The organism is Bacteroides sp. 1_1_30, from assembly GCF_020982715.1.
GTDB classification, from domain to species: domain Bacteria; phylum Bacteroidota; class Bacteroidia; order Bacteroidales; family Bacteroidaceae; genus Bacteroides; species Bacteroides xylanisolvens.
The window spans coordinates 16,982-29,375 of the sequence record NZ_JAJKHN010000079.1; the positions used below are offsets into that span (position 1 = coordinate 16,982).

General features: G+C 39.4%; 10 protein-coding genes. 6 read left to right on the forward strand and 4 right to left on the reverse strand.

What is annotated here, in order from left to right; genetic code table 11:
- The first annotated feature begins 20 nt into the window (after positions 1 to 20).
- The 4 genes from LPH68_RS20055 (at position 21) to LPH68_RS20070 (ending at position 2,585) form a co-directional block, all read left to right on the forward strand.
- Positions 21 to 1,034: a CdaR family protein gene (locus tag LPH68_RS20055; protein WP_004313972.1), complete on the forward strand. Its 1,014-nt coding sequence runs from the start codon at positions 21 to 23 to the stop codon at positions 1,032 to 1,034.
- A complete protein-coding gene (gene coaE, locus LPH68_RS20060) occupies positions 1,024 to 1,641 on the forward strand; it encodes a dephospho-CoA kinase (RefSeq protein WP_151923866.1) in 618 nt (205 codons plus the stop codon). Before LPH68_RS20055 ends, coaE begins: the two co-directional genes overlap by 11 nt.
- Before the next feature lie 24 nt (positions 1,642 to 1,665).
- A complete protein-coding gene (locus LPH68_RS20065) occupies positions 1,666 to 2,094 on the forward strand; it encodes a DUF5606 domain-containing protein (RefSeq protein WP_004313967.1) in 429 nt (142 codons plus the stop codon).
- Positions 2,095 to 2,327: 233 nt separating this feature from the next.
- Positions 2,328 to 2,585, forward strand: coding sequence for a hypothetical protein (locus LPH68_RS20070; RefSeq protein WP_004313966.1), 258 nt, complete (start codon positions 2,328 to 2,330; stop codon positions 2,583 to 2,585).
- Positions 2,586 to 2,714: 129 nt separating this feature from the next.
- Here the strand turns inward: LPH68_RS20070 and clpB are convergent, their stop codons facing one another.
- Together clpB and LPH68_RS20080 are read right to left on the reverse strand one after the other, a co-directional pair.
- Positions 2,715 to 5,303 carry an ATP-dependent chaperone ClpB gene (gene clpB / locus LPH68_RS20075; protein ID WP_004313964.1) on the reverse strand — a complete coding sequence of 863 codons (2,589 nt, stop codon included), beginning with the start codon at positions 5,301 to 5,303 and terminating at the stop codon, positions 2,715 to 2,717.
- Positions 5,304 to 5,536: 233 nt separating this feature from the next.
- Positions 5,537 to 7,165, reverse strand: coding sequence for a plasmid pRiA4b ORF-3 family protein (locus tag LPH68_RS20080; protein ID WP_151923865.1), 1,629 nt, complete (start codon positions 7,163 to 7,165; stop codon positions 5,537 to 5,539).
- Positions 7,166 to 7,335: 170 nt separating this feature from the next.
- Between LPH68_RS20080 and LPH68_RS20085 the strand changes: the two genes are divergently transcribed.
- Together LPH68_RS20085 and LPH68_RS20090 are read left to right on the forward strand one after the other, a co-directional pair.
- Entirely contained in the window at positions 7,336 to 7,920 is a 585-nt protein-coding gene (locus tag LPH68_RS20085; protein WP_009040390.1) for a DUF6621 family protein, read from the forward strand.
- A gap of 60 nt (positions 7,921 to 7,980) precedes the next feature.
- Entirely contained in the window at positions 7,981 to 8,877 is an 897-nt protein-coding gene (locus tag LPH68_RS20090) for a LysR substrate-binding domain-containing protein (RefSeq protein ID WP_008021299.1), read from the forward strand.
- On the opposite strand, the gene LPH68_RS20095 is transcribed toward LPH68_RS20090, so the two are convergent.
- A complete protein-coding gene (locus LPH68_RS20095) occupies positions 8,878 to 10,599 on the reverse strand; it encodes an ATP-binding protein (RefSeq protein WP_008021301.1) in 1,722 nt (573 codons plus the stop codon).
- Positions 10,600 to 10,920: 321 nt separating this feature from the next.
- Positions 10,921 to 11,565, reverse strand: a complete 645-nt coding sequence (locus tag LPH68_RS20100) for an HU family DNA-binding protein (protein ID WP_049703183.1) — start codon at positions 11,563 to 11,565, stop codon at positions 10,921 to 10,923.
- Positions 11,566 to 12,394: the final 829 nt, after the last annotated feature.

Here is a 12,394-nt window from a genome sequence, read left to right on the forward strand (position 1 = left end):
TAGTTGGTAAATAAATGCCTATGTTTGATCGTAGGAATATAAAATATACATATTTAAAACTATCTAAGAAAATTAAGGATTTTCTGCTCAGTGATAAGAGCAGAGAGTTCTTAATTTTTTTATTTTTCTTCCTGATAGCCGGTGGATTCTGGTTGCTTCAGACGCTCAATAATGATTATGAAGCGGAGTTTTCTATCCCGGTGCGAATGAAAGATCTTCCTAACAATGTAGTGTTGACTTCGGAACCTCCTTCCGAACTTCGTGTCAGAGTGAAAGATAAAGGAACAGTGCTTCTCAATTATATGTTGGGGAAAAGTTTCTTTCCTGTCAATCTAGGTTTTCTTGATTATAAAGGAAAAGATAATCATGTGAAAATTTATGCTTCCGACTTTGAGAAAAAAATATTAAGCCAACTGAATGTATCCTCCAAAATCCTATCGATCAAGCCGGATACATTAGAATATATCTATTCCGAAGGAAAGTCCAAGCTGGTTCCTGTTCGTTTTCAGGGGAAAGTGACAGCCGGACTTCAATATTATGTATCTGACACCATTTGTAAGCCGGATTCTGTATTGGTTTATGCTCCGGAAGGAATTTTGGATACTATAACAACTGCATATACTCAAAATATAACTTTGGAGAATATATCCGATACAACCCGGCGACGAATTCCGCTGACTTCTGAAAGAGGAGTGAAGTTTGTTCCGGCTTCAGTAGAAATGACTTTCCCGGTGGATATTTATACGGAGAAAACGGTCGAAGTGCCATTACATGGAGTTAATTTTCCGGCAGATAAGGTGTTGCGCACTTTTCCTTCCAAAGTTCAGATTACTTTTCAAGTGGGCTTAAAACGGTTCCGCAGTATAAAAGCAAGCGATTTTATCATCAATATCTCTTATGAAGAATTGCTGAAGCTTGGCTCTGATAAATATACGGTTAAATTGAAATCGTTTCCAAGTGGAATAAATCAAATACGTATTGTTCCCGAGCAAGTGGACTTCCTGATAGAACAAATTACTTCTAATGGCGATTAAGATTGGCATAACCGGTGGCATTGGTAGTGGAAAAAGTGTTGTTTCCAGACTACTCGGAATAATGGGAATACCTGTCTATATATCAGATATAGAAGCAAAGCGAATCACACAGACAGATCCGGTGATTCGCCGGGGGCTTTGTGATCTGGTTGGTCAGGATGTGTTTCTTCAGGGTGGAGAGTTGAATCGTTCTTTGTTGGCTTCTTATATGTTCGGTCATCAGGATCATGTGCGGAAAGTGAATGAGATTATTCATCCGCAAGTGAAAGAAGATTTCCGACAATGGGCTGCCCGATTGAAAAGTGAACTGCTGGTGGGTATGGAGTCTGCAATACTGGTGGAGGCTGGTTTTAAGGATGAAGTTGATTTTCTGGTTATGGTATATGCGCCGCTGGAAGTGAGAGTGGAACGTGCTGTAAAGCGGGACTGTTCGTCAAGAGAACTGGTGATGAAGCGTATCGAAGCTCAAATGAGTGATGAAGTAAAGAGAAGCCATGCCGATTTCGTGATAGTGAATGATGATGAAACACCGTTAATTCCACAGGTTTTGGAGCTTATTTCTTTGCTATCTAAAAATAATCATTACCTTTGCTCCGCAAAAAAATAATTAATAAATAAAAGGATATATACTATGTTGAAGACTATCTTGTCTATCTCAGGTAAACCGGGATTATACAAACTTATTTCGCAAGGAAAAAATATGTTGATTGTTGAATCAGTCAATGCTGAAAAGAAACGTTTCCCTGCTTATGGTAATGAAAAAATTATCTCTTTGGCAGATATAGCAATGTACACGGACGATGCAGAAGTTCCTTTGTATGATGTGTTGGAGTCAATAAAAGAGAAAGAAAAATCAGCGCAGGCTTCTATTGATCCGAAAAAAGCGACTCCCGAACAATTGCGTGAATATTTGGCTGAAGTATTACCTAATTTTGATCGTGAACGTGTATATGTAGCCGATATTAAGAAATTGGTTGCTTGGTATAACATCTTAATTTCTAATGGAATTACAGAATTCAAACCGGAAGGAGAGATTAAGGAAGAAGAAGTTGCAGAGTAATCTGTATAGTTTATTTAATAGGAATAAAGAACATGATAATCATTTAAGGTGGTTATCATGTTTTTTTATATAAACACTTGTAGGTTTAGGAAAAAATTAGTATTATTTGGGTAATCTTTTGCAATAATAAATATCTTCTACTTATATTGTAAATAATGATGCTTTTTATGTATCTTTGTCGCTGTTCACCATTCTTGGGAATATAGCTCGTGGATGCTGAATAACGTTTTTTAATGTTGGGTATGGAGACAATAACAAATAAAGAAGTAAATGTCCGTTTGGACAATGAAAAAGGGACATTATGCCTGACAGGTTTGTTGGCAGGTACAATGGTATTCCTTTACGATTCACAGGGAGAACTAAGAGGTAAACATAAGTTTGCTTTGCCTTCATTGACTATGGAAATACCCCAACCGGGCACTTATGTTTTGGTGATGAGTCATCCGAATTGCCAACCGGAAGTTCGGCGAATTACATATTTAGGGATATAAAAAAGGGGCTGTCTAACAAGTTTCTTTTTAACGATTTCACCCCTATCAGAGTTCAAACAAATTCTGATAGGAGTGATTTTCAATTTTAGAGACTTGTTAGACAGCCCCATTCTATTTGAATGATGACTTTTAATTTCTGAATACCAATCCGTCTCCGTCAGCATCAACGATAATTGCTTTGCTTCGGTCGACTTCCTGTGATAGTAACTTCTTGGATAGATCATTCAGCAGATAGCGTTGAATAGCCCTCTTCACCGGACGAGCTCCAAATTCAGGATCATAACCCACTTGCGATAAGAAGTTCAATGCTCCTTCTGTCAATTGCAGTTCCACTCCGTTTTCGGCAAGCATTTTCTGTACTCCTTTAATTTGTAAAAGTACGATTTGCTTGATTTCTTTTTCGTTCAATGGTAAGAACATAATCGTTTCATCAATACGGTTCAGGAATTCCGGACGAATTGTCTTTTTCAACATATTCATAACTTCCTTCTTCGTTTCTTCGATTACTTCTTCCTTATTGGAACCATGCAACTTCTCCATCTGACTTTGTATATAAGAACTGCCCATATTTGAAGTCATGATGATAATGGTATTTTTGAAGTTGACCACCCTTCCTTTATTGTCAGTCAGTCGTCCGTCATCTAATACCTGTAACAGAATATTGAAGACATCCGGATGAGCCTTTTCTATTTCGTCAAACAAAACAACAGAGTAAGGTTTCCGTCGTATAGCTTCTGTCAACTGACCGCCCTCATCGTATCCAACATATCCCGGAGGCGCTCCGACCAGACGGGAGACACTATGCTTTTCCTGATACTCACTCATATCGATACGAGTCATCATCGTTTCGTCATCAAACAGGAACTCTGCCAATGCCTTTGCTAATTCGGTCTTACCTACGCCGGTGGTTCCCAGGAAGATAAATGACCCGATCGGACGTTTTGGATCTTGTAATCCGGCACGACTACGGCGCACAGCATCTGCCACCGCTTCAATCGCTTCGTCCTGACCAATTACACGTTGATGAAGTTCTTCTTCCAAGTGCAACAGTTTATCTTTTTCACTTTGCAGCATCTTGCTGACAGGAATACCAGTCCAGCGGGAAACAACATCAGCAATATCTTCAGCGTCTACCTCCTCTTTAATCATGGCTTTATCGCCTTGCATATCACGCAGTTGCTTTTGAGTATCTTCTATTTCTTTATCCAAAGCCTGAAGTTTACCATAACGGATTTCGGCTACTTTACCATAATCGCCTTCACGTTCGGCTTTTTCTGCTTCGAATTTAAGATTCTCTATCTCAACCTTGTTCTGCTGGATTTTATCCATCAGCGTTTTCTCACTTTGCCATTTAGCTTTAAAGGACTTTTCCTGTTCTTTGAGCTCGGCAAGTTCCTTACCGATAATTTCCAGTTTCGGTTTATCGTTTTCACGTTTGATAGCCTCGCGCTCAATTTCCAGCTGCTTGATTTTACGGGAAATCTCATCCAGTTCTTCAGGAACGGAATCTACTTCCATACGCAGTTTGGCTGCGGCTTCGTCCATCAGGTCAATGGCTTTATCCGGCAGGAAACGGTCGGTGATGTAACGGCTACTCAATTCGACGGCTGCAATGATTGCGTCGTCTTTGATACGTACGTGATGATGGTTCTCGTAACGTTCTTTCAATCCGCGAAGGATGGAAATGGTACTCAAGTTATCCGGTTCGTCCACTTGCACGATTTGGAAACGACGCTCCAATGCTTTATCCTTTTCGAAGTATTTTTGATATTCGTCGAGGGTTGTTGCTCCGATGGAACGTAGTTCTCCACGAGCTAAGGCGGGCTTTAGAATGTTGGCAGCATCCATGGCACCTTCACCTTTTCCGGCACCTACCAGCGTGTGAATCTCATCAATGAACAGAATAATATCACCTTCTGATTTCTTCACTTCATTGACAACCGATTTCAATCGTTCTTCAAATTCACCTTTGTACTTTGCGCCGGCAACCAGTGCTCCCATATCCAGTGAATAAACTTGTTTGTTCTTCAGGTTTTCGGGCACGTCTCCGCGAAGAATACGATGTGCCAAACCTTCTACAATAGCCGTTTTACCGGTACCCGGTTCACCAATCAGAATCGGGTTGTTCTTTGTACGGCGGCTCAATATCTGTAATACTCGGCGGATTTCTTCATCACGTCCGATTACGGGATCCAGTTTTCCGCTACGGGCAGCTTCGTTCAGGTTGATAGCATACTTTTCCAATGATTGATAAGTATCTTCACTGGATTGTGATGTAACCTTTTCTCCTTTTCTCAATTCGCTGATAGCGTTGCGCAATTCTTTTTCCGTCATACCGGCATCTTTCAAGATCGTGGAGACGGTACTCTTAACAGTCAGCAATGCCAGTATGATAGGCTCTAATGAAACAAACTCGTCGCCCATTTCTTTAGAATACTGTGTTGCTTTCTGCAAAACTTCGTTGGATTCACGACTTAGATACGGTTCTCCGCCGGATACTTTCGGCAGGGAGTCGATTTGCTTGTCGACCACGAGAGCTACTTGCTGTCCATTCATACCAAGTTTTTGGAAGATGAAATTAGTGACGTTTTCGCCTACTTTCATTACTCCCTGCATGATGTGGACAGGTTCAATGGCTTGTTGTCCCCGGCTTTGTACCAGGTTTACGGCCTCCTGTACCGCTTCTTGAGATTTAATGGTAAAATTGTTAAAGTTCATATCTTTGTTCTCCTTTCTTATTTCACGTTTTTAATAACACCTAAAGGGGCTCAAAAGATTTGCCAAGTATAAAAATATGACAAAATAGCATGAGTATTAAGGAGTTAAAGGACAAAATGACCTTTTTTATCTAGATATGACTGACGAATTTACCATATACTCCACAGAATAGGATGGGCTTCAAAATAAGATGGGTTTTCAATGAAGTTTACTATTCTGTGGAGAAACGATTGTTAGAAGATTCTTATCGGGAAGTCTCTAAGCTCTCTTTCTACTTTTTTTGCATTAAATTTGTGTGCGTTGAAATTCTTTCCCAGCCATTCCCGATATTCTTTTGCAGCTTTTGAGTGTGGTTGTTTTAATGCCTCCAACATCTCTTGGTAACCATATATTCCTCCGCAATCTTCGGGCGGACATGCATTTGCTCCGTCTATGAGAAAGATGCCTTGTGTTTCGTCCTTTTTATATGCTTGTTGTGATTCCAGGGTAATCCGATGCATCCAGCTATCTCCGAAATCATATTCATATTCAATATGTGAGCCTTTTCGGGTAAGGATCTCTCCTAAAGAGAGAGAGTATGAGTTGACTGTTTTAACGGGATCAAACAAAAAATCGTCATCGGATTCTTCGGTTGTATATATTGTTTTCCCTTTTTGAAACAGATGCATGTGATAACCTTCCCAACCCATTGCGGTATTTATGACATCCGCAAAACTTTCCAGACGGATGTCGGAAGGGACTTCCACTATACGATATATTTCCGGGTCGGAATTAATCAAAGAAATTTTTATATTGAGTTTTTTAGGGGTTTGTTCTCCAATGTAGAAAGAGTTGTCGTATTCATCATCGTCAAACTCGTCATCGTATTCTTCATCAAATTCGTTATCATCAAATTCATTATTCTCATTGAAGGCAAAGAACTCATTCAATAAATTCATTAGTTCTTCCATACTGTCCACTTCCAATCCCTTCAGTTCTGCGTGTGGCATTTCTTTTTTTATCTCTCTGATTCCTTTTCTCGTTAATGTATTGGGTATTTTGAATCGTTTATAGATTTTTTCCAATATAGGCAACGTTTCTATGGCACGGATATTCATCAACGTATTTGTGATATAGTCAATTATCGCGATATTATTATCTTCCCCACGCTCAAACTGATCGTAATAAGAATTCAATAATTGGCAGAACCAGTTAATAATTTCCAGTCTTCGTTCAGGGTTGGTTATGGCAATTTGTGCGACAGCACTACAAATATCTTCTTTTCCGAAAGGAGCGATTCCGTCTTCATTCATGAAACTAAGTAGCAAAGGCAATTGGTTCTGCCCGAGTTGGTAAATGATGGCAATGGTGGCTTCATCCTGTACGAGGTGGCAATAGGAAGCGAGGAAAGTCGGACTTTGCCGCATTATTTCCAAGATGATATTTAAAGAAGATTCCATTCGGTAATGTTCCATTGCCCAGTAGATATACCATAACTTAAAAGGTCTGTCTTCTTCTTTTGCGTTTTCGAGAGGTCCTTGATAATGGATAAATAGATGCAGGATAAAGTTGCGCAAATCTTTTTCTAATTCGGCAGCGGGTACTGTCGTGCAATCTTTTTTAAACTCGTCAAATGGGTAGTCTTTGCATGTCTGCATATCCCAAAGCCTTTGCAGGTAAGCTGCAATGGGGGTTGCTTCCAAGCTATAGTCCGGATGCTGATAGTGATAGAAAGCTTCTTCCATTTGTTGGTAGATTTTTTCTAATCCGTTATTGCTTAATATATCTATCACTTCTTGTTGTTCTTCGGGTGTAAACAAGTTTAATACTTCAGTCATAATCGCATCGAGATCAATCGAAGTTTGGTTCTTTTTCTTATTCATTATCGTGTCATTTAATTAATTTGTCAATTTTCTCCAAAGGTACGCCTCTTTATTGAGTAATAGCCTGATAATTTCTCTTTTTTTTTAATATTCTTTCCGGAGAAGATAAGAAAGTTTATCTTTGCCCTATCGTAGAGAGTAAATCTGTTTTCTAATTGATGACTAATGATATGAACGATAAACCACAAATAAAATTATCAGAGACAGTGGTGCTGATTGATGCCGCTTTCCTGAATTTTGTAATTACGGATATGAAGAGATACTTCGAAGAGACTTTGCAACGTTCTTTACAAGAGATCGATCTTTCGATGTTGACTACCTATCTGACTTTGGATGCTGGGATTGCGGAAGGAAAAAATGAAGTGCAGTTTCTTTTTGTTTATGATAAAGAGTCAGGTAATCTTGCGCATTGCCAGCCTTCTGACTTGGAGAAAGAGTTGAATGGAGTTGCTTTTCAAAGCCCTTATGGAGAATATTCGTTTGCCAGTGTTCCGTCGGAAGGGATGGTGTCGAGAGAGGACTTGTTTTTAGACTTATTATCCATTGTAGCCGATTCGGCCGATGTGAAAAAAATGATTCTGGTATCTTTCAATGAAGAATATGGAAAGAAAGTGACTGATGCTTTGAATGAAGTACAGGGCAAGGAGATTGTCCAATTCCGAATGAACGAACCGGATACTCCGGTAGCTTATAAATGGGATATGTTGGCTTTTCCTGTCATGCAGGCATTGGGAATCAGAGCCGATGAATTATAGCCTTAGCTACCCATTTCAGTCATTAATCGCTAATCACTAATAAGTTAATCACTATTTTCCATGTCCGATTTTCGTTTAAAAGTATTTCAGAGCGTGGCGAAGAATTTAAGTTTCACGAAGGCTTCGCAAGAGCTGTTTGTCAGTCAGCCTGCTATCACTAAGCACATTCAGGAACTGGAAGCTTATTATCAGACTCGTTTGTTCGATCGTCAGGGCAGTAAGATCTCGTTGACTAAGTCCGGAGAACTATTATTGAAACATAGCGAAAAGATTTTGGACGATTATAAACAGTTGGAATATGAGATGCATTTGTTGCATAATGAATATATCGGCGAACTGAAACTGGGTGCCAGTACTACGATTGCGCAATATGTACTTCCTCCTTTGTTGGCGGATTTTATAGCCAAGTTTCCACAAATCAATCTTTCTTTGATTAATGGAAATTCCCGGGGAGTGGAAGCTGCTTTACAAGAACATCGGATTGATTTGGGATTGGTTGAAGGTATCTTTCGTTTGCCTAATCTGAAGTATACTCCATTTTTGCAAGACGAACTGGTTGCTGTGGTTCATACCCATAGTAAATTGGCTGTTTCGGATGAGATCGCTCCGGAAGATTTGCCAAATATCCCCTTAGTTTTGCGGGAGAGAGGTTCAGGAACGTTGGATGTGTTTGAACGTTCCCTGTTACGCCATAATTTGAAACTTTCTTCTTTGAATGTATTGATGTATCTCGGTAGTACGGAGAGCATCAAGCTTTTTTTGGAACATACAGATTGTATGGGAATTGTTTCTATCCGTTCTGTTTATAAGGAACTGGTTGCCGGTAATTTTCGTGTGGTTGAGATAAAAGGAATGCCCATGCAGCGCGAGTTTAATTTTGTGCAACTGCAAGGGCAGGAGGGAGGTTTATCTCAAGCTTTCATGCGATTTGCCGGGCATCACAGTAAGAGTTTGTAATCAAACCTCTTCCATACGGACTAATTCCCAGCCGCAGAATTGTATGACAATGCAGTGAAGTTGAGTTCCCTGACATAGTTGGCGAACTTTCGGACCGGCAGCATAACCATGAATTTGTTCAACGGCTTCCTGCCATTGTGCGGTGCCTTGGGTGTCGTATTTTTCTTTCGGCAGATATTTTAATTCCAAGATATAGCTATGCGCTACTTCTGCGTAACGTTGCAGATCGGGCATCAGAAACATATCGCAAAAGCCGTGATTCAGTTCTACTTCAGGCATTGTGAGGTAGTAGGCGTTCACGCTAAGGTAAGCGGTGAAGAATCCCTGAATGTTACGTTCGCCCTCAATGCTGCTGCGTACGGAAGTATTCTCCTTATAAGCTTGGGCTATGAATTCCAATGCCGGTCGCCATTGTCCGTCAAAAGCCATATCATTGAATAGAATCTCTATATCTATCAGGTTGATATAATGGTGATTTTGATATTCTTCCAGGATATATTCATAATATTGTTTACGGACATTCGTGTTGGGAATTCCCAGGATAGTCAGATTTCCACGTGTTCCGATGATAGTTAGCATACCATAATAAAATAATAGGCTGGGGAATATTTCCGGATTCGTAATTTGGTCGGCAGAAAAAGACTGGTATAGGTTAGTCATGATTTTCCCTTCTTCGGCAATTCGTTTGATAACACCTTTGCGGTTACCGTCAAGACGGTCAAGTTGAATCAGTTTTTTCATCTTATTGTAGTCCGTACGGGTATTAGGATCAATCATCTGTTCAGGAGATTCTCCTAACTGAATTCGATTACGTAGGTAATAGAGTACCATGTCGCAATTAAACATTTTAGGATCTGACTTTAGACTTTGGCGAGCAAAACAATAATTATCATACCATGGCTTCATCTCCTGAATCATTTCTTCAATGTCTCCTTGTAACTGCCCTGCTTCCTGATAATATCGGAGCATAGTACGTACGTCTTCTTCAGAAAATCCCAGCATTTGATTAAACAGTGGATTAGTGCTGATGTTCCAACCTATGTTATATCCGCTTGACAAGTCGTCCAAAGTTACGGGGCTGACCCCAATCATGAATATACGGTCGAACATTCCTTTATAATTCTTGAAGGCATCTCTGTAGAATCCGCTGGCATGGGTGATGGCGTGGTATATCTCATTTCCTTTCTCGTTGAGTACGACATTTGTGAAATTGTCATACTCATCTATAATAAGGTATAGGGGATACCCTTGACGGCGTGCTTCATCGTCTAGTATATGCAGTTTATCAATCCCTTTTTCCGCTGTGCTGAAGCGTTCAATAAACTCATCCGTGTAGTATTCACGATAACGGTTCAGAAAGCCATCCAGTTGCACTGCGCTATACGAATCAAATCTTTGCGGCAGTTCATCAATGTTGCCGCCAATCTTGGAAAAGTCAAGATAAAGCATCTGATATTTGCCTTGAAGCGGAGTTGTATTTTGTCCGATCCAGAGATTCCCGAAAAGTTGCTGGAATTTATCTTTCTGTGAAAGGTCATAATATGAACGAAGCATGCTTAGTAGCAGGCTCTTGCCGAAGCGTCTCGGACGGATGAATATCAGATAGTTGGCTTGATCTTCCAACATGGGGATATACATTGTTTTATCCACATAATAGCGGTTTTGCGTGATTACATCCTCAAAATTGGACATACCATAAGGAATTCCTTTTATTGTTCCCATAACTTTTTCAGATTGTTTCTTCTTGTTTTCCAAACAATTAATTACCAAAGATAGTTTTTTTGAAATGGATATTCCATTCTTTTGCGCTTATTTTTTATCTAATTATAAACGCAGTTTTTAACGTCAGGGATTATTCTTCTACTAGAAAAGAAAAAACGTTTTTATTTCTCATATTCTCATGATTTTACATTAATCATCATATAATCAGTGAATTATAGTATGAGAAATGTTTTTAATAAATCGCATTTCTCATCATTTCCGGGTGAAATAAGCCTTAAAAACAGTTATTTCTCATACTTTTTTAAGTCATTTCTCATACTATTATTGCCCTTCTTCGACTATTTTCTTCTTTGTATATACCCTATGTGTTCCTCTTCCGGTGATTTCTATTCCCGAATCGGGTTGATGGCCCCATTGTCGCAGTTCAGTGGTTGCTGCTGTTTGTAGCAATCCGGTTAGTTTCCGATATTCCCAAACGGTCAGGAAAGGATGTTCGTCCAGATACTTTAGGGCTAATGCCAGTCGTTGTTCCGGTGTGAATTTATTCGAGGATTTTTGCTTTTTCCAAGGAGCTCTTTCCAACCGGCATCTATCGCTGATATTTCTTACCATTTCCCTGTCTACCCGGAAATTAACACCTCCTATAAAAATACTTTGTGCGTTGCGGTGTTTTCCACCTTCTTCCGCATCTTCCCGTTCCTTGTCTCTGCCTAAGGTGAGCGATGGAGTGAATGTACCTATCCCGTCTATCTTTACCGAACGTCCCTCTGCCATCAGGTGTGCCATTTCAATAGCTGTCTGAAGCAGTACGCCTTCTATGTCTCCGGCACTGAAGCCGCTGACATCGCCCACCCGTCGTGCCAACTCTTTTATGCTTGCATTGTCTATCCGTGCAAACTTCGGATATGTAATTCTTTTGCCCGTCTTTTGTATGTCGGGCATCTCCTCCATAATGTATCGTGCCATACTATCTGTCGTTTAAAGTATTAATAGATAAGTTCTTTTCTATTGGAAGTAAACTTCCTTTCCTCTAATAGAAAAGTTCCTTTGGGTTAAATGTAAACTGTAAACGGAAGTTTTGTTTTTATAAATGCAACTTGCGTTTATAAAAATGAAAGTTCTGTTTTTATAATCAAAACTTTCATTTATAGTTTGCTATTATGCAAAGGTAAGTTTTCTATTTGGGAAAAAGAAGTTTATCCTTAATAAAAAAGAAGTTTTCTATTAATAGTTTAGGAGAGAAGTAGCAAGAGGCAATGTTTTAGAAGAATGGAATGGGGATTTGTTGAAGAATATATGTGTTTATGAAAAAAGAATAACATGCAGTAGGATATTAAATTTTATTTTTATAGTTTTGCAATGTTTCTCACGCCGATACCTCAAATCGTGAGGTTAGGGCGGTGTGGGAAATGTATTATATAAAGAAAGACGTTTACTTGACGTTTTGTCTTTGACGCATCAAAACTTCGCAAATTTTGAAAACTTCGTCAAAAAACAAAGCAGCAGTAGATGTCTGCGGGATATGTTTTATCTTTCACAAACTTCTTATAAGTAAGTTTGTGAAAATATTTGTATACATATCGGCGTGGGCTTCTGCGTTGCTTGTTCTGACGAAGTTGGGCAATGCGAAGGCCTTGATGCGTGGGACAAGTAACAGGTACAGATTCCCGCGTATTCTATGCTAATATCCTAATCTCTTATTCCGTTTAACAATAAATTAACTTCTCGTTCTTCATAATATTTGTATGTATTTTGATCATATGGTACTTTCTTCCTGACTAATGCCACTATGATT

Excerpts from the sequence above, each read along its gene's own strand:
- LPH68_RS20090 (WP_008021299.1), top strand. The coding sequence starts at position 7,981 with ATGTCCGATTTTCGTTTAAAAGTATTTCAGAGCGTGGCGAAGAATTTA.
- LPH68_RS20055 (WP_004313972.1), top strand. The coding sequence starts at position 21 with ATGTTTGATCGTAGGAATATAAAATATACATATTTAAAACTATCTAAG.
- LPH68_RS20100 (WP_049703183.1), bottom strand. The coding sequence starts at position 11,565 with ATGGCACGATACATTATGGAGGAGATGCCCGACATACAAAAGACGGGC.
- coaE (WP_151923866.1), top strand. The coding sequence starts at position 1,024 with ATGGCGATTAAGATTGGCATAACCGGTGGCATTGGTAGTGGAAAAAGT.
- LPH68_RS20080 (WP_151923865.1), bottom strand. The coding sequence starts at position 7,165 with ATGAATAAGAAAAAGAACCAAACTTCGATTGATCTCGATGCGATTATG.
- LPH68_RS20095 (WP_008021301.1), bottom strand. The coding sequence starts at position 10,599 with ATGGGAACAATAAAAGGAATTCCTTATGGTATGTCCAATTTTGAGGAT.
- clpB (WP_004313964.1), bottom strand. The coding sequence starts at position 5,303 with ATGAACTTTAACAATTTTACCATTAAATCTCAAGAAGCGGTACAGGAG.
- LPH68_RS20085 (WP_009040390.1), top strand. The coding sequence starts at position 7,336 with ATGAACGATAAACCACAAATAAAATTATCAGAGACAGTGGTGCTGATT.
- LPH68_RS20070 (WP_004313966.1), top strand. The coding sequence starts at position 2,328 with ATGTTGGGTATGGAGACAATAACAAATAAAGAAGTAAATGTCCGTTTG.
- LPH68_RS20065 (WP_004313967.1), top strand. The coding sequence starts at position 1,666 with ATGTTGAAGACTATCTTGTCTATCTCAGGTAAACCGGGATTATACAAA.